The organism is Klebsiella sp. SWET4 (genome assembly GCF_024296565.1).
GTDB lineage: Bacteria > Pseudomonadota > Gammaproteobacteria > Enterobacterales > Enterobacteriaceae > Klebsiella > Klebsiella variicola.
Map to the genome: position 1 here is coordinate 336,429 of NZ_JANCOB010000001.1, position 19,708 is coordinate 356,136.

The window sequence follows — 19,708 nt, forward strand, 5'->3', positions numbered from 1 at the left end:
TGAGGCTCTCATGTTGAATCTTCTGAGTTTTGGTGAAAACGGGTGGGGGACGCTGATCCTCAGTGCCACGCTGACCACGTTGCTGCTGTCGCTCGCCGCGCTGGCCGTCGGTGCCGGGGTAGGCGGCGTCATTGCCGCCGCAAAGCTGTCCCGGCATGCGCCAGCGCGCTGGTTTGGCGCCGCCTGGTCGGTAGTATTCCGCGGTATCCCTGAGTTACTGGTGATCTACCTGTTCTATTTTGGCGGCTCAGGGATGATTTCATGGGTGGGGCGACTGTTTGGCGCTGACGGTTTTATTGAGGTTCCGCCCTTTCTGATTGGCGCCCTGGCGATTGGTTTGATCTCCTCCTCGTATCAGGCGGAAGTCTACCGTGCTGCTCGCCTGGCGCTGATGCCCGGTGAAGTGGAGGCGGCTACCGCTATCGGCATGCCGCACTGGCGGATCCTGCAGCGCATTCTGTTGCCGCAGATTATCCGTTATTCGCTGCCTGGGTTATCCAACGTGTGGCAAATGAGCCTCAAAGATTCGGCGCTGGTATCGGTGACCGGCATCGTTGAGCTGATGCGCGCCAGCCAGATTGCCGCTGGCTCGACCCGCGATTATTTCCTGTTCTATCTGATCGGCGGCGGCTGTTATCTGATCCTGACGCTGCTCTCTAACCGCGCGTTTACCCGGGCGGAGAGCCATCTCAACCGCGCCTGGCTGCGTCGCAGCGCCGCGCAGGCGTAAGGAGCCCGTATGTTTATCGATTTTGCCTTCCTCGGTGAGACGTTATTGAAGCTCGGCGCGGCGCTGCCGGTGACGCTGGGGCTCTTTATTTGCTCTTTTATCCTCGGCGGCGTACTGGCCCTCGGCGTTTTAGCGCTGCGAATGAGCCACTGGCCGCTGGCTAGCGGTTTCGCCAAAGGCTATATCCTGATCTTTCGCGGTTCGCCATTGCTGATCCAGCTGTTTCTCATTTATTACGGGCTGGGTCAGTTTGGGGTGATCCGTCACAGTTTCCTGTGGCCGCTGCTGCGCGAACCCTTTATCTGCGCCGTTCTGGCGCTGGCGCTCTGTACAGCGGCCTACACCGCGGAAATTCTTCGCGGCGGGTTGCTGGCGATACCGCCGGGTCAGATTGAAGCCGGTCAGGCTTGCGGCATGTCGCGCTGGCTGTTGTTGCGGCGGATCATTGCCCCGGTGATGCTACGTTATGCACTGCCAGCCTACTCCACGGAGGCCATTCTGCTGGTCAAGTCGACGGCGCTGGCAAGCCTGGTGACCGTCTGGGACGTCACCGGGGTGGCGCAACAGATTATTCAGCGTACCTACCGGACGATGGAGGTATTCCTCTGCGCGGCGGCCATCTATTTGCTGCTTAATTTCATCATTGTGCAGCTGTACGCCCTGCTAGAACGGCGATTAACGCCGCATACCCGGCAAAACCCGGCGACCGTGTCGCTCAAGCCGATAACCAAAGGAGAGTAAGATGCTCGATTCACGTCCGGTGACCTTATCGGTCAGCGATATTCATAAGTCCTTTGGCTCCCTGGATGTCCTGAAGGGGATCACCCTCCAGGCCCGGCAGGGCGATGTCATTTCGATCCTCGGCGCCAGCGGCTCCGGTAAAAGTACGCTGCTGCGCTGCATTAATCTGCTGGAAACGCCCGATGCCGGGGTGGTCAGCGTCGGTGGCGAGACGATTGAAATGAAGCACCACGCCCGCGGGCATCGGCTGGCGGCGAATCCCCGGCAGATAGAGCGCCTGCGTTCGCGGCTGGGGATGGTCTTTCAAAGTTTTAACCTGTGGTCGCATATGACGGTCCTGCAGAATGTCATTGAGGGGCCGCATTATGTGCTCAAACGGGATAAACGGACCTGCATTGAACAGGCTGAGCAACTGCTGGAGCGGGTGGGGATGTTGAACCGAAAGGATTTCTATCCGGCACAGCTCTCCGGCGGCCAACAGCAGCGCGTGGCAATAGCCCGCGCGCTGGCGATGGAGCCAGACGTCATGCTCTTTGATGAACCCACCTCAGCGCTGGATCCCGAACTGGTCGGCGAGGTGTTAAAGGTCATGCGCAGCCTGGCGGAAGAGGGGCGGACGATGCTGGTGGTCACCCACGAACTGGGATTCGCCCGCCATGTCTCCAACCGGGTGGTATTTATGCACCAGGGGACGATTGACTGCGACGGTGCGCCTGAGGCGCTATTTGGCACTCAGGGTTCCGCGCGCTTTAAGCAATTTATCTCCAGCCATCAACAGCCAGGACAGGTCGTATGAATATGATCCAGTGGGGCGATGCACCGATACGCTGGCAGGAGGTGGCTTGTGTCGCCCGGGGCGAGGCGATCTTGAGCCTCAGCGAAAGCGCCTGGGCGCGTATCGAGCAGGGGCGGGCGATTGTCCAGCATATCGTTAGCGCCGGTCAGGTGGCCTATGGGATCAACACCGGGCTGGGGGCGCTGTGCAACATTACGCTGCCGGAAGCGCAGTTACACCAGCTGTCGCGCAATACGCTGCTCAGTCATGCCTGCGGGGTGGGGCCGCTGCTGGAGGTCGCCCCAACCCGGGCCATTATGTGCGCCGCGGTGGCCAATTTCAGCCACGGTAAATCCGGTATTTCCGCCGGGATAGTGCAGCAACTGCTGATGTTTTTGCAGCATGGCGTCACCCCCCAGGTGCCCTCTCAGGGGTCGGTTGGCTATTTAACGCATATGGCTCACATTGGCCTGGCCCTGATGGGAGTCGGCGATGTGCTATGGCAAGGGCGAACGTGGTCTGCGGCAGAGGTCCTGTCGCAGCTGAATCTGCAGCCCATCGCGCCGGGAGCGAAAGAGGGGCTCAGTCTGGTCAACGGTACGCCGTGCATGACCGGCCTGGCTTGCCTGGCCTTAGACGACGCCGAGCGCTTAATGAACTGGGCCGATGTGACCGGGGCGATGAGCTTTGAAGCGCTGCGCGGCCAGCTTGTGGCGTTTGATGCCGAGATCCTGGCGCTGAAAGCCAGTCCCGGGATCCAGACCAGCGGCCAGCGGCTGCGTGAGCTGCTGGCGGGCAGCCGTCTGCTGGCCGAAAGCGAAGGTCTTCGCACCCAGGATGCGCTGAGTCTCCGCTCGATGCCTCAGGTGCATGGCGCCTGCCGCGATCAGTTTAGCCATGCGCAGACGCAGATAAATATCGAACTTAACGCCTGTACCGATAATCCCCTAATCCTGGGCACCCTTGAGCAGTGGCGGGTGGTGTCCCAGGCGCATCCCCATGGTGAATCGGTGGCAATGGCCTGCGATTTGCTGGCTATTGCCATGGCTGAGCTGGGCGCTATCGCCGAACGACGTCTTGACCGGCTGGTGAATCCTCTGGTGAGCGGCTTGCCAGCGTTTCTGGTCGCCCGACCCGGGGTGAATTCAGGCATGATGATTGCCCAGTACGTCGCCGCGTCGCTGTGCGCGGAAAATAAGCAGCTGGCGCAGCCGGCGGTGCTGGATAATTTTGTTACCTCCGCTTTGCAGGAGGATCATTTAAGCCTGGGTACCAGTGCTGCGCTGAAATTGCAGCGCCTGCTCGGCAACCTCTATCAGATCCTGGGTATCGAATATTTACTCGCGGCCCAGGGGCTCGATTTTCACGAGCCGCAGACGCTGGCGGCGGGTACGCGTCGGGCGCGCGATCTGCTGCGCCAAAGCGTGCCTGGCTGGGAGGAGGATCGCTGGCTGGCACCGGACATCGCCAGCGCAGTGGCTATCCTCAAGCGGAACGCTGGCCACGCGCCGGCATGACGTCACCAGCGAGGTAAGTGAGACGGGGCTATTTCCCGTCTTTGCGCCAGGCGTCGGCGGTGAGAGCTTCACCGAAGTGGCCGGCGATCAGGCGTCGGGTCAGGTCGTGCAGCGGTGAGGCCAGCACATCGGCAGTGCTGCCGCGCTCGACCACTTCGCCGTTATGCATCACCAGCACTTGATCGCTGATGTGCTTCATCATTCCCAGGTGCTGAGTGACATAGATATAGGAGATGCCCTGTTTCTCCTGCAGCTCCAGCATCAGGTTGATGAGCTGGGAGCGCATCGACATATCCAGCGAGGCCAACGCCTCATCGCAGACGATGACCTTCGGGCGCAGGATCAGCGCCCTGGCGAGGCCGAGACGCTGCTTCTGACCGGGCGCCAACATATGGGGGTAATAGCTGACGTGGTCCGGCAGCAGACCGACCATGCGCAGCGTGTCGATAATCTGCTTTTGCCGCGCCTCGGCGTCGAGGTCGGTATTCAGCCGCAGTGGAAAATCGAGGATCTGCGAGATGCGCTGGCGCGGGTTCAGTGAGGTCGACGGATCCTGAAAGATCATACGAATCTTCTGGCTGCGGTAGGAGTAATCCCCGAAGGTCAGCGGATGGTCGTCGATCAGCAGCTCGCCGCTGGTGGGTTCCACCATGCCCGCCAGCATCTTGGCGAGGGTGGATTTCCCGGAGCCGTTCTCGCCGATAATCGCCAGCGTCTGCCGTTCACGCAGGGTAAAACTCAGCGGCTTGACGGCCTCCACCGTCTGGCGGTGAAACCAGCCGGTGCGGTAGCGAAAGGTCTTACTGAGTTGGCGAACTTCCAGCAATGTTTCGACCATTTCACTCTTTCTCCATGTTCAGCGGGAAATGACAGGCGTACAGATGGTTGCGCGCCCCGGTAAGACGCGGCGTTTCGATACACTCGCGCTGGGCGTAAGGGCAGCGCGGCCCCAGACGGCAGCCGATGGGCAGCTGCTCCAGCAGAGGGATCGCCCCTGGCAGGGTGTTGAGGCGGCTTTTATGCGGCATGGCGCTGCCAAAATCCGGGATCGCGCGGATTAACGCCTGGGTATAGGGGTGATGCGGCAGGGTGACCAGCTCTTCGCTGGGCCCGCTCTCCACCGTCTGCCCGCAGTACATGACGTTGATTTTATCCGCCCATTTGCTGAGCATCTGCAGATCGTGGCTGATCAGCAAAATGGTGGTGTTGTTGTTCTGATTGAGCCGCGTCAGCAGGCGGATAATCTGCGCCTGAGTCGTTGGCTCCATGGCGTTGGTCGGTTCATCGGCGATCAGTAGGCGCGGCTGGTTGGCCAGGGCGATGGCAATCATCACCTTCTGGCACTCGCCTTCGGTCAACTGATAGGGGAAGCTGCGCATGGCATCTTTGTGATCTTTAATGCCGACGCGGTGCAACAGCTCGATGGCCCGGCGCTTACGCCAGCCCAGCCGTTGCCACCAGCGCCCCTTATAGGTCCAGCCGGGGATACTCTGAATCAGCTGCTGGCCGATGCGCTCAGAGGGATCAAGACAGGACTGCGGCTCCTGAAAAATCATCGACACGTTGTGGCCGATCAGTTTCCGCCGCTCGCGGTTCGACAGTCGCAGCAGGTCGATGTCATCGAAACGCATGCGGTCGGCGGTGACTCGCCAGTTGTCTTTGGTCACCCCGCAGATAGCTTTGGCAATAAGGCTTTTCCCGGAGCCGGATTCGCCCACCAGGCCGCGGATCTCGCCTTCAGTCAGGGTCAGACTGACGCGATCGACGGCTTTCACCCAACCTTCGTTGGTTCTAAATTCGATAGTTAAGTGACGAATATCGAGTAACGGCATTATTGTACCCCGGCAATGATCGCCCGGCGAATACCGTCGCCCAGCAGGTTGACCAGCAGTACGCTGAGCATAATCGCGGCCCCGGGCAGCATCACAGTCCACGGTGCGACATAGATAAGCTCCAGCGCATCGCCCAGCATGGCTCCCCATTCCGGCGAAGGCAGCTGGGCGCCGAGATCAAGAAAGCCCAGCGCGGCAATATCCAGAATAGCCATCGACAGGGCGCGGGTGATCTCGGTCACCAGGCCAGAGGCAATATTGGGCAGAATGGCGAACAGCAGAATGTTCAGCGTCGAGGCTCCGTCGAGGCGGGCGGCGATAATGTACTCTTTCTCCAGCTCGTCGTGGACCAGGCTGTAGACGGAACGCACCATGCGCGGGAGCAGCGCCAGCCAGACGGCGAACATCGCATGGCTGAGGTGCGGCCCGGCAAAGGCGACGACGATAATCGCCAGCAGCAGCGAGGGAATAGAGAGCAGGGTATCGAGGATATGGTTCATCACTGCCGAGCGCAGGCCGTGAGTCGACCCGGCAATCACGCCCAGCACCAGGCCAAACAGCGTGGCGCCGAGGGTGACGACAAAAGCGCCACCGACGGTTGGCGCCGCGCCGCTCAGCAGCCGGCTCAGCACATCGCGGCCCAGGTCATCGGTCCCCAGGAAGAAGGAGACTTCGCCATAGCGCGACCACGACGGCGGCAGCAACTGATAGCCAAGGAACTGCTGATCTATGCCATAGGGGGCGAACCAGCCGCCGAAGACGCAGAGCAAAAGCAGGCCCGCGCAGCCGTACAGGCCGATCATCGCCGTGGTGTCACCATAGAATTTACGCCATACGGTGCGTAGCGCGCCGGGCGGACGCTTTTCCAGATAAACGCTATCGTAGGGCATATGAATCCGTTTTAAGTTTGTTAGTCATGCTTTAAGTCTTTTCAAAAATCCCGCTAATACCAACACCTTGCCAGCATTGAGTGCTTTAATTTTGTGTGTTCTGCATTGATTTGAAGGTTATCAATTTAACCAAAATGTGTACACTGATGTGTATATCATCTTCCGGAGTGTACACATTGCTTACCGACACAAAATTAAGAAAAGCTCTTGGCAAAAAGAGAGACCAGATCGAGGTCATATCGGACGCCCATGGTCTGAATGTCCGGTTGTCTACTTCCGGCAGTATAACATTCTTTTACCGCTACAGATGGAACGGGAAAGCCGCTCAGCTAACGATTGGCGATTATCCCACCACCTCCTTATCTCAAGCTCGCGAACGTAGACAGCAGTTCAGGGCCTGGTTGACAGAAGGACTCGATCCGAGACGGCAAACAGTTCTGGAGAAACAGAAAAAAGTCGAAGCGCTCACCGTTAAAGAGGCTTTCGATTACTGGGAAAAGTATTACTGCATCCCCGAAGGTCTTGTGAAAATCAAGGTTAACCGACGGGACTTCAATAACCATATAGCGCCTGTGCTGGGGAACATGATTGTTGATCAGACCACTAAAGCGCACTGGCTTAACCTTTTTGATGGCATGGGGCGAAGAGTTGTCACTGGTCAGATGCTTGGGCTGATGCAGCGTACGTTCCGTTTTTGCTCCAATCGAGGGGTAATTAATGTGAACCCAATTGAGAGCCTTAGGCGCTCTGACGTAGGTCTCACAGCATCCGTCAAAGATCGCAGATTGAGTGATGAGGAAATCAAAACAGTTTGGAATATCCTTCCTGAATTGAAGTACAGACAACAGCTGATAATGAAGTTTCTCATCATGACTGGCTGCCGGAGTACGGAGATCAGGACAGCAAGATGGGAGTGGTTCGATTTCCATGAGCAAACGTGGACCATTCCGGCAAGCGATTATAAAACCGGGAAATCGGTCAGAAGGGCACTTCCCGAGGCAGTAGTAAGAATGATGTTAGCAGAGAAGGAAACGTCAGTTTCAAAACACGTTGTGACACTGTCACGCTACAGAGGGCCAGAAGATGACAGACCGCCACTACAACCAAACGTCGCTCTGTTTTCTGCTCAGATTATAGCTAAAACAGGCATGAAGCCCTGGTCTCTCCATGACCTCAGGCGAACAGTGGCGACACGCCTTTCTGAATTAGGTGCGCCGCCACATGTTGTGGAAAAACTGCTTGGCCATCATATGGCAGGTGTCATGGCACGTTATAACCTGCATGATTATCTGGATGATCAGCGTCACTGGCTTGCTGTTTGGCAGGATCACCTTGAGAAGCTGGTTGGTCAGCCTCTGGTTTGATCCCCACGTTATCTTCCCAGGCCAACAAGTCTGAAAGTCTCCACCTTTTAGGGCTGCCATTTATTTTAGGCTGCGGGAATGGCTGAGCAAAGTAAGAGGGCATCCGGGATGGGGTGCTCCAGAAATAAAGTGTGCTGCGCGATATTTTGTATCTGGACAGAACGTCATCGGTTATCAAAATTTCATCTGATTTATGAGATGTATTAGTCATAAAAACCCCTTAGTTACATTGTCCTGGCAGATGGTGTAGCCGGCGCGCGCAGCTCATGGCTGTGGCCACATAGCTACTTTTTCTGTTAACAACTTCTACAGTGATCTTTGAGCCTTGAACCACCACCGTATAAGTTCTCTTTGTTTTCTGTCGCCCGTAGGCTCCATAAAGCTCAACGTGTTTTGCCAGTGCCGCATCGCACGCCTGGCGGCCCAGAGGGGAGTGTCTGCTTCGGTTAATCAATCGCATATACATTCCTTTATCGGGAGAGTTTCCCCTCCCAATCTGGTTAACCCACGTATTCCGGTTTCATGTCGTCCAGGGCGATGCGGAACTGGTCATACAGTTCATCACCGAGGTGGCGGCGCGATGAGGTCAGGGTGCTTTCTGCCTTCGCGAATAACGCTTCGGCTTCCGGATCCCCCGGTTTAGGGAGTGAATTTATGGCGGCCTCAACTTTGTTCTTCGCATCAACAAGGTAGTAGCGTTTCACCGCCTTACTCTTCAGTTCGGTATACAAAGCAGTACCCAGCAGAGCTTTCTGTGATTCGATGTCTACACGAATGGCTTTGGCCTGGTCCACTGAGTCAGCTGTATCAATCCGCTCTCGGAGTTCGTGAGCAACAGAGTCAACGTTAGATGCAGGCTCTTGCGTGCTGGTGGAATCGCCAACGGAGTGTGTTATCTCATTCAGCGTGACCTTTTCTGTCTGCGCCGGGTTGATAACCCTTTCTTCGCGTTCGTCAATTTCATCGGCGGTATAGACTCCGAGGATCACATCCGGGCAGTACAGTCGCGCCCAACGTTTAACGGCGAGATAGGCCAGTTGCTGACGGGGGTCGCTCGCCCACAGTGTAGAGTTGCGGACTTGTGCCTGCGAAAGCATCAGCACAAGCTCGCGAGGTTCTGATTCTCCTTTGAGCGTTGCCCAGGCGCGAACGCCCACGCCAGCTTCATCTTGCAAATCCCAGCCCGGCGCGATGTAGTCGTTACCTTTGCCGCTGGTTTTTTTAATGAAGCGGCCAACGATATTTTCCCATGCACCAAACCATTCAAAATGGATCCGGTCTTTGGTTGGAGCCATGGTGTTGATTACCGCATTCACCAGTTGTGCCTCATAGCCAAGCACACCTGAGTTACCCACGATGAAGGTTTTCTGTGCCACTGCAAACGGATCCATACCCCAACGCGCTGCCTGCATCACTACAGCCATGCAGGCATCTGGTTTCCCGCGATAATGCTCAGGCACGAAGTTTCCACTATTGGCCATTACTTCCGAGAGCGTGCGCAGGCGGTTGAACAATTCACCGTTCGTCAGGATAGAAACGTTGTCGATCTTCTGGGTCTGGTTTTCAGTAGTTGCGACTAAATTGGACATTGTTATTCCCCCTTATGCCTGTACGCGCAGCGCTTCGAGACGGCGCATATCAAAATCGTTAAGTTCTTCGGTGTAGTCTTCGGTAATCGGCGCCGGCCATTCGCCAGTGTCGAAACCGTTCGCGATGGCACGCATTGCTTTGCGATATTCCAGCATGCCGAGTTCCAGCAGTTTTTCGGATGCCTCGATGATGGCGATCCAGTGGTAGTTCTCGTCTTTGTTGACGAATATCCAGAAGAACTGGTCAAGGGCTGCGGTTTCGCAGTACATAGCCGCGCTCAGGTGGTAATCGCGCTCGATGATTTCCCGGTGCAGCTTCGCGCGCAGGCCTTCCTGTTTGATGTTCCACATGCTGATGGTTTTAAGGTCCGCACCGATGCGCAGGCCGCCCATGTCTATCTCAAGGTCAGGACGCACACGAACTTCCAGCCCGGTTTCCTCATCAATGCCGAAATAACTCACCTCGACGGCACGGCTCGGGTGCGTCAACAACTTGCCGACGGTAGGGTGATTCAACAGTGCTTTCTGAATGGCCAGTGCCGTAGCCAGCTGCTGGCGGGTAACCAGCACTTTTCCTTCCGGGTTCTCGCGCCATGCATCCAGCAGCTCGTCGGCAAACACGGCATCCGGTTTTACCGATTTCACGACTTGAATCAGATCGGCCTTTGTGCCAGAGACTTTCAGGGGCTGCGCCTTCTGTGCTTCCTGAGCAACCATGTCAGGATTAATAAGCGCCAGCTGTTCCAGTAAGACATCGCGGCCACCGCTGGTTTTCACCTGGGCGGGCAGGGTGGCGTTGTATTCTTTGATGCAGGCCTTCATTGCGGTGGCGGTTTGCTTCTGACCGTCTTCAATGCGCTGGAACTCAGTAGGTAAAGACATATAACCCTGGCCGGTTTCTTCAACTGATGTACCCAAGGGAACCTGGGCGGGCAGGTTCGCGTTGTATTCCTCCAGGAATCTTTTGATGTCATCTGCGCTGAGTAAAACCGGGAGCCCGTTGTTGTATTCGTCGATAAATGCGCGGATCGTCGCCGTCGTGGTGAAGGCACCTTCCGGGATTTCCGGCTCGATACTGAATTCTTTTTCCAGCTGATCAGGCTGCAGCGCCAGTGCATGCACCAGATTGCCCATATCCAGAACAGGAGAGCGCACCTTCTGGATGGTTTTGGATACGTGGCGCGCCTCGAAATACATCAGCGATACCCGGGCATCTTTAACCATCGTGGAGCTGATGCCGTTAGCGGCGTGGTAGACCTCATTTGGCACGCCTTCATATCGACCAGGCTCGAAATACTCCGGCCATGCTGGCGCTGCTTGTTCAGCCTCTTCCTCTTCATCGCTATGAGCACTCTCTGAAACCTGGCTTTTCAGCACTTCGGCGGTAAGATCCGGGCAGCGTTCAGCCAGTATTTTGCTCATGTTCACGGCAATTGTTTGCGCAGGAGGCTCATCAGCGCCTTCGCCTGCTGATACCGCGTTATCATTTTCGTCTTCGACCGGCTGAGCCGTTTCCATCTGCACATCGCTGGTGGTTCCCCCGGAATTAGCTGGATGTAATTTTTCATCTGCAGCGCGCTGGCGCGCCTGGTCCACTATAGAAAGTGCTGGTGCTGGCTTGCTATCCATCAGACCATCAATCGAAAAAACACCATTGCCCATGTTTGAAACTTCAGGCTGTTTGGGTTTGGCCAGGTCTTCGGTTATCCACTTCGGATCCGTGGGGTCACTGATACCTTCGACATATTCGCCGCGTTCGGCGGCCAGAACCTGATTAGCGTCAGGGCGTTTCTTTTGCGCTTCTTTCACCAGTTCGGTGCCAATTACCTGAAAATCAGTTGGGAGAGTTTCCAGGTCCGGCACACCTTCATCTCCATCGATAGCCTTTTTCACAGCGTCCAGAGTGACGGCGGCAGATGAAACATGACCAGCTTTTTCAAGCGTTTCAGTAGAAGGGGCGTCATGCTTATGCTCGGTCAGGTTCGCATTGATATAGGTCTGCAGACTTACCGGGAAATGATGAATGTCGCTGGTGGCGCCACGAATAAGGGCAAAAATGGCGGCGCGGGAATAATCCAGGATGCCTGCAACCTTGCGCAGCGCTGCCGACCATTCCTTGAACGGACTTTCTTTCTTCTGAACGATCTCTTTGGCCCGGCGGTGAATTGATGCCGGGAAATTGTAGATATCGAAATCCATTGGCATTGTGGCCAGGGCTATTTCTACATCGAGCGTATCAAGGGTATGGGTGTAGTCAGGGTTGCGATCGGTTTTATTACCGCCGCCAGCATTAGTTCCTGCATCAGTTTTCAAAACCGAAGAAATACAGTTACCGGCAGCCCATTCCCTGGTGAGAATGCCGCGGTCGATCGCGTTCGTGGCGAACCACAGCTTTGCAAACTGAATACGTTTGCCGAGCTCATGCCGTTTCCCTTCCGGGAAGACTTTTTTATTGGCGCTGGTGAATTTCCAGAGCGCCGGCATATCGTATTTTTTGATTTCAGGGACATTCTCGGCGGCCAGAATCAGATCCTGGACGGCCGCATTATCAGTGTCCATTTCAAGAGCTGACAGCTCCTGCCGGTGAGGCATGCTGATATGATAAACGTGACGTTCTTCGGCCATGTACTGCGCCAGCAGCTGCGCGCGAAAGGGGAGTTCGGACACGTTAAAAAGCGCGCTGGGATCGTCCTGGTATTCATCACTACCAAAAGCTTCCACGGTCTCATCTTGTACCGCGTCGACAGTGGTATTGGCATCAACCGGCTCGCCACTAACGGGCTCAGCGGGTACTCCGGCATCATCGATGTGATGATCCGCTGGCGACTGACCTGGCTTCAGAGCCCAGGTGCGACCATCATCACCGAGCTGGTAGCGTTCGCACCATGAGTAATCGAGAACACCTTCCGCCGGCAGGTCATTGAATACCGGGAAATCGGTGCGAATTGGTTTTTGATAGTCTTTGCCGCGGCCTGTTTCGATCCCAGCGTCTTCCAGATCGACGTCCAGCTGCAGAAGGGCGCGCGCCTCTGATTTATTAGTGCGCCAGATTACGGCATCAGCTTTACCCGATTTTTGAGTCGCTTTTATCAGATAAAAATATTCCATGTGATAGCCTCTATTTTGGATGTAGAATCCCCCGGGCCATTGGTAGCGCCCATTCAGGGTGGTCATTGGTTTTGGTAATTTCCGGTGTAACTTTGGTCGGTGGCACCGGACGTACAGCCCGCTTCGGCGGGTTTACGTTAGCTCTCGTGTGCCATCTGGTCGTAAGAGGCGCAGCGTTCAGAGCAGTACTCTTTTTCTTTCCGTGCGAGCTGGTTCCCCTGGAGGTACAACAGGGTGCTCACCACTGGTTTTCCCTCGATCGCTTTACGGCAGTAACCGCATTTCTTCTGCATTCTTCCCCCTACATTTGCACCGTGAACCCGGCCGGATGCTCGTCCAGTACACCTTTCAGCGGATAACATTCAGCTTTCACGTGTTGCTCTTCTGCAGCTGCCTTGCAGTCATTCTCAGTGTCGTAAACGCCGAGCAGGACATCCTGATTACCGCCCGTCAGCATGCTGACGGTGAGAACCAGGGCAAACATCGTGCTCATAAAGGGTCTCCTTTTTGCGCGAGCATGTAGCACACCCGGCGGATGAAAGCTGACAGCGGACTTAAACGAACAGCCTGCTGACGAGCGGGTTTGCGTGCGAAATCATTCATAGAAATATCTCCCTCAGTACGCTGAAAAGCGCGATCCAGATGAAGAGCCCGATAACTGCCGAAATGACTAGGGCCCTGATGCCGTGCTTGCTCATTTCAACCTCTGCCTTGTCGCCGGCCAGCGGAACGTTACTACCTACTGCGCATTGATATTTCCACCTCATCCCGGAATTCGTATGCTCCGGGCAGCTACTTCGTGGGCGTCCTGCCTTGGTGGGGTGTTGCTGGAGTTAATTAAACACAATGTTTAATGTTGTGTCAACATTATGAGTAATTAAAAGTAAACAAAAAGTTTATAACGAGAGGTGGGTTAGTGCAGGGAGTATGTTTATGGGTCTATTCTTTGGTTTTAAAAACATCTATGAGGGCTAATGGTATGCGGTATGAGGATGAGTTTTTCGCAGAGATGCACCCGCAAATAGCGCAGGTTATCGGGGTAGCGGTTATGCAACTGCTGGTTGAGAAGCGCGAGCCATCAAGAGAGGCGTTGATAGAGATGATTCAGGTGTTGTGGCAGGTTGACCATGTAGATCTGCCTGTGGAGCTGGCACTGGATGTGCTGATGCTGAGGAAAGAGTAGGGCAGTAAAAACCCGGCGCGGTGGCCGGGATTGAGTATTTAAGCGGTTAAAATCAGTACACGTTGGCAAAGTCTTTCAAATTGCTGGAGGAAAAGATTTCTATTCTCACTCATCGTATCAAACACGTTACCCGCCTTCCCATCATCTCTCAAATCTTGATCAGTGATAGCAAAAACCGGTTTTGAGAGCTTTTGGCTTATTGCAATTAAAGAATTGAAATCTGATATTTGCGCAAGGTCATAGGCCTTCAGATGCGACGTATCTGTCAAATCGAGAGATTTTTGTATTTCATGCTCGGTTGCTGAGCAACCAATACGATGGAGAGCGGGAGCCAGTACACTATTTACTGCGCCGTGAATCTCTTTAACCCAATGTTCAAACGATTTAACTGGCATTCCATTTCGTGGCCTGTAACGCTGATGTATCGCGCCAATGAACTTAGGTTTATTTGAAATATTTGCGGCAGTATTGGATCGAGAAGTTTGTTTGAAAAACTCTAACTCAGCATGCCATGCAGTGATTGTTTCAGAAAGAGAATTTATCGCTTGCCAACAGAAGAAGTCAGGAGTCGCTGGAACAATAAAGTAATCACTTGACATAAGTGCTATTTCATTTAACCCACCGACACTTGGGCTTAAATCATAAACTATATAATCGATGCCATTTTTTTTTGCTATTAAATTTATTACTTTTGGTAGGTTTCCTGGTAGGTTGCGAGTCAATGGCACGCCTGATGCAATCTTGAGTGCAACGCTTATTTGCGAGTCAAGCATGGAGACACTAAGATGCCCAGGAAGGAGAAACAAATTATTATTCTGACACTGAAATAGTTTTGCAGTATCGTTATTCACAAGATCTTCAACAGAGGAACCATTCATCAATGTGTCAACGATAGACTCCATTGTTAGGTTGTATCTACTACTATAAAAGTTGTCTAGGCTTTCACTCACTGTTGTGTAACCTAGCACCATGCCAGTTAAGTTGCATTGTGAGTCTAAGTCAACCAGCATTACTTTTTTCCCTGTACTAGCTAGACCCCATCCAATATTAAAGGCTGTGGTTGTTTTGCTTACACCGCCTTTATGATTAAAAAAACAAATTGACTTAGGCATGGGTAATTGATCCTGTGTATTTTCTTCAAACATAATAATCCCTTTATTTTATATGAAAACTATGTTAATAGCACTAAAAATTCAATCAGTAACACTGATTATCTTTTCTTCATGCATTTCTTCTGCGGCACCTAAGTGCCTCATCAGGCTACTGGCTTGCTACCCATGCTTCCTGTACGTCTGCGGCATTACCAAAAAACATCGAACTACCGGTCTGGCTTACTCAAAGTCATCCCGCCCACTCCTTCGCTTGAAGAAAATTTTGTCCAGCCTGAGGACTATCCCAACCAACCCGATAATCAGCAAAGTAATAAGTATGGGGATAACTAAGTCAGACATGCTTCCTCTGCATTGTTTAAATCTTATTTAGGCGGAGCATCAGAGGACTGGCTGTCTAGCCATTCTGCAAGTTTCTTTAAAATCTGCACTCATGTTGGATCTGCCTTATGTACCTGGAGTCGCATAGCCACCCAGAATGAACCACGCCAGAAAAGCGACTGCAATGATGAACACGCTCGCCGGAAATGCTATACCAATTCTCATAAGACCGCCCTTAACTGTCACTCGCCATCACCCTTAATCCGCCGCCCCATGTACTTGGCATACAACTCATCGAGCTCTTTGAGCCGCAGAGATACGATCCGCAGCATGTTCTGTTGCTCTTCTTCGTTGGGGAGTTGGTTATAGAGTTCCAGCAACCGCTTCTCGTCCGGGCGTAAACCATCATTTGCATCGACGTCCTGACCTAAAACCCACTCAAGGCTTACGCCAAGAGCATCAGCGAGCTTTATGGCAGAGCTCTTTCCGATCGCTCCCCGCACAAACCAGTTGTTAACCGATTGCGAACTTACACCACAAATTCTCGCTATATCCGCTTTGGATATGCGCTTCATCTCAATTATTTCATTGAGCCTTTGGACCTGTGGGTTGTCGGACTGGTGCGTATTTTTTCTCATATATCACGATTTTAAACTAAATGTTTACCATCTCAACATTCATAAAGTTGACATTAAAATAAACATAATGTTTAATTCTCTCTGTAACTTTAACGGAGTGGTTTATGAACGCATTAGAAAAAGCCATACAGATCGCTGGTGACGCAACGAAGCTAGCAGAAAAACTGGACGTCTCATCTATGACTATTAGCCATTGGAAGCATCGCCATGGGGGAGCCGTTCCTCAGTCTCGGGTTTTCCAAATCTTCCGGGTAACCGGCGTTACTCCGCATGAACTTCGCCCAGACCTTTACCCAAATCCAAACGACGGTTTGTCTTCACAAAATCTGGCGGGATGACCATGCAAACACTTTCCTTTCAACAAAATACCGGATTCAACCCCGGCGCTCTGATAAAGCGAAATCAGGCGAAAGTGGCAGATCACGACGGCATTCGTTCTGCCGTTCGCGCCTGGGCCGCTGCTGAAGGTCAGGATGTTGTTTCGGCATACATCATCGATGAGTGGCGCCAGCAGGGCGGGGAAGAAATTGAATTTCCCGCGGACATCAGCCGCGCCCGCCAGAAGCTTTTCCGTTACCTGGATAACGAGGTCGATTCTGAAAAGTATCGCGCGAATGTGCGTCTTCTGACGCCAGCCATCATGGCCGTCCTCCCGTTGGAATTTCGCCACCGCCTGTTGCCTGAAGACAATTTCATGTCCCGACTGGCACGGCTGGAGAAAGAGACCAGCGAAGCGAAGGTTGCCGTTGCCATGGGAGCTCCACGTCATCAAAAGCTGAAAGAACTGAGCGAGGGAATTGTCGAGATGTTCCGGGTTGACCCAGAACTAACGGCGCCACTGATGGCCATCGTCACTTCAATGCTGGGGGTTTTGTAATGTCGGGTATCAAAAAGGCGAAAGCCGCGGTGCTGTAACACCAACGGCTTTCAGGTGCAAAAACGAAGAGGTAATTGCGAGGTAAGTATGTCAGGAACAAAGACTGAGGTAAACGCCCAAGCGACCCATAAATGCTACTTTTGCGGAGCGAGCAATATTGAGGTTGCAGGCGTTCTCATTGCCGGCCCCGGCGTATCCATCTGTCAAAAATGTGTCTTTCAGTGGGTTGATATTGTCTTTCAACACGCAGAAAAGACCGATAAACCAACGTCATAAGTTCAGGGGTATCTATGCGTGACTATGCAACAGTCGCACCGCAATTCTGGCTGGGGAAAACAGGTCGGGAACTGCGGAAAAAAGGCGCTGAAGCGCAGGTGGTCTCGTTTTATCTCATGACCTCGCCACACGCAAACATGCTCGGTTTGTATTACCTGCCAATTCTCTATATCGCCCATGAAACAGGGCTGGGCTTAGAAGGGGCTTCGAAGGGGCTTAAAAGCACCATCGAAGCGGGGTTTTGTAGCTATGACGAGGACACAGAGATGGTCTGGGTGCATGAAATGGCCGCCTACCAGGTAGGCAAGGCATTAAAGCCAGGTGATAACCGTTGTGCGGGGGTCAGGAGTGAGTATGCATCACTTACAGAAAACCCTTTTCTTTCATTATTTTACGAGCGTTATAAGGATGATTTTCATCTGAATGTCAAACGCGAATCGTGCCCAACGCCAGAAGGGGCTTCGAAGGGGCTTCGAAGCCAAGATCAGGAACAGGATCAGGAACAAGAACAAGATAAAGATCTTTCGGGGCATGGCTCCGCCACCCCCCCAGATGGTGGATCCTCCGATGAAGCTCCATCTGAAAAGCCGAAAAGCAGTTACCCGGAGGAATTTGAACTGGCCTGGAGGGAATACCCAAAGCGCGCAGGAGGCAATAGCAAGGTCGATGCGTTCAAAGCCTGGACTGCCCGAATTAAATCAGGCGCAACAGCGCAGGAGCTTACCGATGGTGTGCGACGATATGCGGATTACGTCACTGCTGCCGGAAAACTCAACACTGAGTACGTGAAACAAGCGTCCACGTTTTTCGGTCCCTCAAAGCACTACGAGGAGTTGTGGAGCTTCGAAGTACCAACCGGTAAACGGGATCCGAACTCAATATCCCAGCCAGATAAATTAATTCCGAGTGGGTTCAGGGGGTAGTGATGAAAAATATGATTGGTACTGGTAGTGCGCTGGAGCGGCTGAAAAAACTCATCCCTCCGGGTGTAGAGCCTAAGTTTGGCAGTATAGAGGAGTGGAGAACCTGGCAGGCCGAGGAAGGGCGCAAACGCTGCGAAGAACTGGAAAAACAAAACCAGCGTACCCGTGCTGAAAAAATATTCGGACGAGCGGGAATTCAAGATCTGCATCGGAGCTGCACGTTCGCAAATTACCAGGTGGCAGGAGATGGTCAGCGCCGGGCGCTCACGATGGCGAAAAGTTACGCACAGAACTTCGGTTCAGGGTTCGCCAGTTTCGTATTCAGCGGAGCGCCGGGAACCGGGAAAAACCATCTGGCGGCCGCAATCGGAAATCACCTGCTGGCTGGTGGTCGCTCTGTGCTGGTGGTGACTATTCCTGACCTGATGCTACGTGTTCGCGAGTGCTACGACGACGGGCAGTCAGAGGCTTCGCTTCTGGACGACCTTTGCCGGGTAGATCTGCTCATCCTGGACGAAGTAGGCATTCAGCGCGGCAGCAGCGGCGAAAAGGTCATTCTGAACCAGGTTATCGATCGCCGCCTGTCGTCGATGCGCCCGGTCGGCATCCTGACGAACCTGAACTACGAATCTCTGACGGACACCCTCGGCGCACGCATTCTCGACCGTCTCCAGATGGACGGCGGCATGTGGGTGAACTTCGACTGGGATAGTTATCGCAAAAACGTCCGCCATCTGCGCGTCGTTAAGTGAGGAAAACATGGCTAGAGCATTTTCTGCTGTTGAGCGCCGGGAGTATGTCCGCGCAGTGATTCGGATCACCAGGCATCAGGGGCGCCTTACGACCACCGAGGCAATGAAAAAACTGGGGCTGAGCCGCGCTACTGTCCAGCGGTATTTTTCCGAAGCAGAAGCGACTGGCGAGGTTGTCCGGCATGGTCGTTTGGGGCTGTTCCGCGATCAGCGGGCCGTCATCGACTTTGACATGAAGCGTTTTGGCCTGGTGCCGAAAGTTGCTGTTGGGATGAATTACAGCCTGCTTGGTTGCCCCGTATTCCAGCGTTTCCTCGATATTCAGGAAGTCATTTTTACCTGTACACCTGCATCGTCATCCCGGGAGGCCGTATGACAATCGTAAAAACCCATACCGGCACCGTGATCACCAAAGACGGTCCGCAGGTAAAAAAACTGCACCAGACAGAGCGGATGTGGGTCGTCGGCAAAAACGAGTTTTACCACAAAGAAACCGGGCGCCGTCACTTTGCAGAAAATACGCGCCGCCGGTTGTTGTTGGAAACGATTGAGGCGATAGGTGGTTCACATGACTGAACACGTCGAAAAATACTCAAACAAGGCTATAGAAATCATTGCCGACTATATCCAGCGCACTAACAAGAAAACCGAGCAGTTGCAGGAAGCGAAGGTGCGCTTGGATAAAAAAATCGCTCTGTTCGCAGACGATGAGAACTGCAACACAAACAGGCTGATGTCCGTATTTTTACCAGCAATGACCAGCCATACCCGAGATGGCTTTTTCGAAGAGATAGCAGCGGCGTTAGAAGGGGCAGACAAATGAGCAACTCACTGCAAATTCTATGTATCAAAGATACAGAGGGGTACTGGACTGAGGGTGAAATGTATCCGGCCCGTGTAGTTGCTGGTGGATTTGTCCAGGTAGGCGACGATGACGATCCCAGTGGCGAAGGCTGGAGCGCTGCACCAATGGAATATCGGGAAGATGGCTCGATCGTTTATCAGGTCGGCGGTATTGAGGGGGATGTGTTATTCGAGGAGGCCAGCCATGACTGATATCACCGAACTGGCGCAACTGCGTGG

Annotated in this window: 26 protein-coding genes; 15 read left to right on the forward strand and 11 right to left on the reverse strand. The window is 53.7% G+C overall.

What is annotated here, in order from left to right; genetic code table 11:
• Positions 1-10 precede the first annotated feature (10 nt).
• The 4 genes from NKJ21_RS01810 to hutH are packed head-to-tail and all read left to right on the forward strand — an operon-like array spanning position 11 to position 3,763.
• Entirely contained in the window at positions 11-730 is a 720-nt protein-coding gene (locus NKJ21_RS01810) for an ABC transporter permease (protein ID WP_038422376.1), read from the forward strand.
• A gap of 9 nt (positions 731-739) precedes the next feature.
• Entirely contained in the window at positions 740-1,471 is a 732-nt protein-coding gene (locus NKJ21_RS01815; protein ID WP_012968438.1) for an ABC transporter permease, read from the forward strand.
• 1 nt (position 1,472) lies between these two features.
• On the forward strand, positions 1,473-2,267 hold the full coding sequence (locus NKJ21_RS01820) for an ABC transporter ATP-binding protein (RefSeq protein WP_046881566.1): 795 nt from the start codon (positions 1,473-1,475) through the stop codon (positions 2,265-2,267).
• Entirely contained in the window at positions 2,264-3,763 is a 1,500-nt protein-coding gene (hutH, locus tag NKJ21_RS01825) for a histidine ammonia-lyase (protein WP_022065867.1), read from the forward strand. The genes NKJ21_RS01820 and hutH overlap by 4 nt, the downstream gene beginning before the upstream one ends.
• A gap of 28 nt (positions 3,764-3,791) precedes the next feature.
• Here hutH and sapF read toward each other — a convergent pair whose 3' ends face one another.
• The 3 genes from sapF to sapC are packed head-to-tail and all read right to left on the reverse strand — an operon-like array spanning position 3,792 to position 6,485.
• Entirely contained in the window at positions 3,792-4,601 is an 810-nt protein-coding gene (sapF, locus tag NKJ21_RS01830; protein WP_004140269.1) for a putrescine export ABC transporter ATP-binding protein SapF, read from the reverse strand.
• A 1-nt stretch (position 4,602) separates the two neighbouring features.
• Complete coding sequence (gene sapD / locus NKJ21_RS01835) at positions 4,603-5,595, reverse strand: putrescine export ABC transporter ATP-binding protein SapD (RefSeq protein ID WP_008807804.1); 993 nt, start codon at positions 5,593-5,595, stop codon at positions 4,603-4,605.
• Entirely contained in the window at positions 5,595-6,485 is an 891-nt protein-coding gene (sapC, locus tag NKJ21_RS01840; protein WP_008807805.1) for a putrescine export ABC transporter permease SapC, read from the reverse strand. The genes sapD and sapC overlap by 1 nt, the downstream gene beginning before the upstream one ends.
• Positions 6,486-6,631: 146 nt before the next feature.
• Between sapC and NKJ21_RS01845 the strand changes: the two genes are divergently transcribed.
• Entirely contained in the window at positions 6,632-7,849 is a 1,218-nt protein-coding gene (locus tag NKJ21_RS01845; protein ID WP_012542039.1) for a site-specific integrase, read from the forward strand.
• 220 nt (positions 7,850-8,069) lie between these two features.
• On the opposite strand, the gene NKJ21_RS01850 is transcribed toward NKJ21_RS01845, so the two are convergent.
• The 5 genes from NKJ21_RS01850 to NKJ21_RS01870 form a co-directional block, all read right to left on the reverse strand.
• Positions 8,070-8,309: a DUF4060 family protein gene (locus NKJ21_RS01850; RefSeq protein ID WP_022631172.1), complete on the reverse strand. Its 240-nt coding sequence runs from the start codon at positions 8,307-8,309 to the stop codon at positions 8,070-8,072.
• A gap of 40 nt (positions 8,310-8,349) precedes the next feature.
• Positions 8,350-9,438 carry a RecT family recombinase gene (locus NKJ21_RS01855; protein ID WP_254732667.1) on the reverse strand — a complete coding sequence of 363 codons (1,089 nt, stop codon included), beginning with the start codon at positions 9,436-9,438 and terminating at the stop codon, positions 8,350-8,352.
• Positions 9,439-9,450: 12 nt separating this feature from the next.
• Positions 9,451-12,546 carry a RecE family exodeoxyribonuclease gene (locus tag NKJ21_RS01860; RefSeq protein ID WP_254732669.1) on the reverse strand — a complete coding sequence of 1,032 codons (3,096 nt, stop codon included), beginning with the start codon at positions 12,544-12,546 and terminating at the stop codon, positions 9,451-9,453.
• Positions 12,547-12,683: 137 nt separating this feature from the next.
• On the reverse strand, positions 12,684-12,839 hold the full coding sequence (locus tag NKJ21_RS01865) for a YdaE family protein (RefSeq protein WP_012967861.1): 156 nt from the start codon (positions 12,837-12,839) through the stop codon (positions 12,684-12,686).
• Between the two features lie 8 nt (positions 12,840-12,847).
• A complete protein-coding gene (locus NKJ21_RS01870; RefSeq protein WP_004179600.1) occupies positions 12,848-13,039 on the reverse strand; it encodes a YebW family protein in 192 nt (63 codons plus the stop codon).
• A gap of 486 nt (positions 13,040-13,525) precedes the next feature.
• On the opposite strand from NKJ21_RS01870, the gene NKJ21_RS01875 reads away from it, so the two are divergent.
• The gene (locus NKJ21_RS01875) at positions 13,526-13,729 is read left to right on the forward strand and encodes a hypothetical protein (RefSeq protein WP_100127156.1); all 204 of its coding nucleotides are present in this window, start codon (positions 13,526-13,528) and stop codon (positions 13,727-13,729) included.
• Positions 13,730-13,767: 38 nt separating this feature from the next.
• Here the strand turns inward: NKJ21_RS01875 and NKJ21_RS01880 are convergent, their stop codons facing one another.
• The 3 genes from NKJ21_RS01880 to NKJ21_RS01890 all read right to left on the reverse strand — a co-directional run bounded on the left by NKJ21_RS01880 (position 13,768) and on the right by NKJ21_RS01890 (position 15,797).
• A complete protein-coding gene (locus tag NKJ21_RS01880; protein ID WP_223176953.1) occupies positions 13,768-14,874 on the reverse strand; it encodes a ParA family protein in 1,107 nt (368 codons plus the stop codon).
• A 411-nt stretch (positions 14,875-15,285) separates the two neighbouring features.
• Positions 15,286-15,384, reverse strand: coding sequence for a YoaK family small membrane protein (locus NKJ21_RS01885; protein WP_136085610.1), 99 nt, complete (start codon positions 15,382-15,384; stop codon positions 15,286-15,288).
• Positions 15,385-15,401: 17 nt separating this feature from the next.
• Positions 15,402-15,797, reverse strand: coding sequence for a helix-turn-helix transcriptional regulator (locus tag NKJ21_RS01890; protein WP_004190707.1), 396 nt, complete (start codon positions 15,795-15,797; stop codon positions 15,402-15,404).
• 104 nt (positions 15,798-15,901) lie between these two features.
• On the opposite strand from NKJ21_RS01890, the gene NKJ21_RS01895 reads away from it, so the two are divergent.
• From NKJ21_RS01895 to NKJ21_RS01935, 9 genes are all read left to right on the forward strand, one after another.
• A complete protein-coding gene (locus NKJ21_RS01895; RefSeq protein WP_029503646.1) occupies positions 15,902-16,135 on the forward strand; it encodes a Cro/CI family transcriptional regulator in 234 nt (77 codons plus the stop codon).
• Between the two features lie 2 nt (positions 16,136-16,137).
• The gene (locus NKJ21_RS01900; protein WP_023287506.1) at positions 16,138-16,674 is read left to right on the forward strand and encodes a toxin YdaT domain-containing protein; all 537 of its coding nucleotides are present in this window, start codon (positions 16,138-16,140) and stop codon (positions 16,672-16,674) included.
• Between the two features lie 87 nt (positions 16,675-16,761).
• A complete protein-coding gene (locus NKJ21_RS01905) occupies positions 16,762-16,950 on the forward strand; it encodes a ClpX C4-type zinc finger protein (RefSeq protein WP_023286277.1) in 189 nt (62 codons plus the stop codon).
• A 14-nt stretch (positions 16,951-16,964) separates the two neighbouring features.
• On the forward strand, positions 16,965-17,873 hold the full coding sequence (locus NKJ21_RS01910) for a hypothetical protein (RefSeq protein ID WP_023286278.1): 909 nt from the start codon (positions 16,965-16,967) through the stop codon (positions 17,871-17,873).
• Between the two features lie 2 nt (positions 17,874-17,875).
• The gene (locus tag NKJ21_RS01915) at positions 17,876-18,625 is read left to right on the forward strand and encodes an ATP-binding protein (RefSeq protein ID WP_100127157.1); all 750 of its coding nucleotides are present in this window, start codon (positions 17,876-17,878) and stop codon (positions 18,623-18,625) included.
• A gap of 7 nt (positions 18,626-18,632) precedes the next feature.
• Positions 18,633-19,001, forward strand: coding sequence for a DUF977 family protein (locus NKJ21_RS01920; RefSeq protein WP_064146230.1), 369 nt, complete (start codon positions 18,633-18,635; stop codon positions 18,999-19,001).
• A complete protein-coding gene (locus tag NKJ21_RS01925) occupies positions 18,998-19,201 on the forward strand; it encodes a hypothetical protein (RefSeq protein ID WP_016946301.1) in 204 nt (67 codons plus the stop codon). The genes NKJ21_RS01920 and NKJ21_RS01925 overlap by 4 nt, the downstream gene beginning before the upstream one ends.
• Positions 19,194-19,448, forward strand: a complete 255-nt coding sequence (locus NKJ21_RS01930; RefSeq protein WP_100127158.1) for a hypothetical protein — start codon at positions 19,194-19,196, stop codon at positions 19,446-19,448. The genes NKJ21_RS01925 and NKJ21_RS01930 overlap by 8 nt, the downstream gene beginning before the upstream one ends.
• Positions 19,445-19,681: a hypothetical protein gene (locus NKJ21_RS01935; protein WP_075995090.1), complete on the forward strand. Its 237-nt coding sequence runs from the start codon at positions 19,445-19,447 to the stop codon at positions 19,679-19,681. The genes NKJ21_RS01930 and NKJ21_RS01935 overlap by 4 nt, the downstream gene beginning before the upstream one ends.
• The last annotated feature ends 27 nt before the right edge of the window (positions 19,682-19,708 follow it).

Bases quoted from the DNA above. Each gene is read 5' to 3' on its own strand.
- NKJ21_RS01810 (WP_038422376.1), top strand. From the start codon at position 11: ATGTTGAATCTTCTGAGTTTTGGTGAAAACGGGTGGGGGACGCTGATC.
- NKJ21_RS01815 (WP_012968438.1), top strand. From the start codon at position 740: ATGTTTATCGATTTTGCCTTCCTCGGTGAGACGTTATTGAAGCTCGGC.
- NKJ21_RS01820 (WP_046881566.1), top strand. From the start codon at position 1,473: ATGCTCGATTCACGTCCGGTGACCTTATCGGTCAGCGATATTCATAAG.
- hutH (WP_022065867.1), top strand. From the start codon at position 2,264: ATGAATATGATCCAGTGGGGCGATGCACCGATACGCTGGCAGGAGGTG.
- sapF (WP_004140269.1), bottom strand. From the start codon at position 4,601: ATGGTCGAAACATTGCTGGAAGTTCGCCAACTCAGTAAGACCTTTCGC.
- sapD (WP_008807804.1), bottom strand. From the start codon at position 5,595: ATGCCGTTACTCGATATTCGTCACTTAACTATCGAATTTAGAACCAAC.
- sapC (WP_008807805.1), bottom strand. From the start codon at position 6,485: ATGCCCTACGATAGCGTTTATCTGGAAAAGCGTCCGCCCGGCGCGCTA.
- NKJ21_RS01845 (WP_012542039.1), top strand. From the start codon at position 6,632: ATGTGTATATCATCTTCCGGAGTGTACACATTGCTTACCGACACAAAA.
- NKJ21_RS01850 (WP_022631172.1), bottom strand. From the start codon at position 8,309: ATGCGATTGATTAACCGAAGCAGACACTCCCCTCTGGGCCGCCAGGCG.
- NKJ21_RS01855 (WP_254732667.1), bottom strand. From the start codon at position 9,438: ATGTCCAATTTAGTCGCAACTACTGAAAACCAGACCCAGAAGATCGAC.
- NKJ21_RS01860 (WP_254732669.1), bottom strand. From the start codon at position 12,546: ATGGAATATTTTTATCTGATAAAAGCGACTCAAAAATCGGGTAAAGCT.
- NKJ21_RS01865 (WP_012967861.1), bottom strand. From the start codon at position 12,839: ATGCAGAAGAAATGCGGTTACTGCCGTAAAGCGATCGAGGGAAAACCA.
- NKJ21_RS01870 (WP_004179600.1), bottom strand. From the start codon at position 13,039: ATGAGCACGATGTTTGCCCTGGTTCTCACCGTCAGCATGCTGACGGGC.
- NKJ21_RS01875 (WP_100127156.1), top strand. From the start codon at position 13,526: ATGCGGTATGAGGATGAGTTTTTCGCAGAGATGCACCCGCAAATAGCG.
- NKJ21_RS01880 (WP_223176953.1), bottom strand. From the start codon at position 14,874: ATGTTTGAAGAAAATACACAGGATCAATTACCCATGCCTAAGTCAATT.
- NKJ21_RS01885 (WP_136085610.1), bottom strand. From the start codon at position 15,384: ATGAGAATTGGTATAGCATTTCCGGCGAGCGTGTTCATCATTGCAGTC.
- NKJ21_RS01890 (WP_004190707.1), bottom strand. From the start codon at position 15,797: ATGAGAAAAAATACGCACCAGTCCGACAACCCACAGGTCCAAAGGCTC.
- NKJ21_RS01895 (WP_029503646.1), top strand. From the start codon at position 15,902: ATGAACGCATTAGAAAAAGCCATACAGATCGCTGGTGACGCAACGAAG.
- NKJ21_RS01900 (WP_023287506.1), top strand. From the start codon at position 16,138: ATGCAAACACTTTCCTTTCAACAAAATACCGGATTCAACCCCGGCGCT.
- NKJ21_RS01905 (WP_023286277.1), top strand. From the start codon at position 16,762: ATGTCAGGAACAAAGACTGAGGTAAACGCCCAAGCGACCCATAAATGC.
- NKJ21_RS01910 (WP_023286278.1), top strand. From the start codon at position 16,965: ATGCGTGACTATGCAACAGTCGCACCGCAATTCTGGCTGGGGAAAACA.
- NKJ21_RS01915 (WP_100127157.1), top strand. From the start codon at position 17,876: ATGAAAAATATGATTGGTACTGGTAGTGCGCTGGAGCGGCTGAAAAAA.
- NKJ21_RS01920 (WP_064146230.1), top strand. From the start codon at position 18,633: ATGGCTAGAGCATTTTCTGCTGTTGAGCGCCGGGAGTATGTCCGCGCA.
- NKJ21_RS01925 (WP_016946301.1), top strand. From the start codon at position 18,998: ATGACAATCGTAAAAACCCATACCGGCACCGTGATCACCAAAGACGGT.
- NKJ21_RS01930 (WP_100127158.1), top strand. From the start codon at position 19,194: ATGACTGAACACGTCGAAAAATACTCAAACAAGGCTATAGAAATCATT.
- NKJ21_RS01935 (WP_075995090.1), top strand. From the start codon at position 19,445: ATGAGCAACTCACTGCAAATTCTATGTATCAAAGATACAGAGGGGTAC.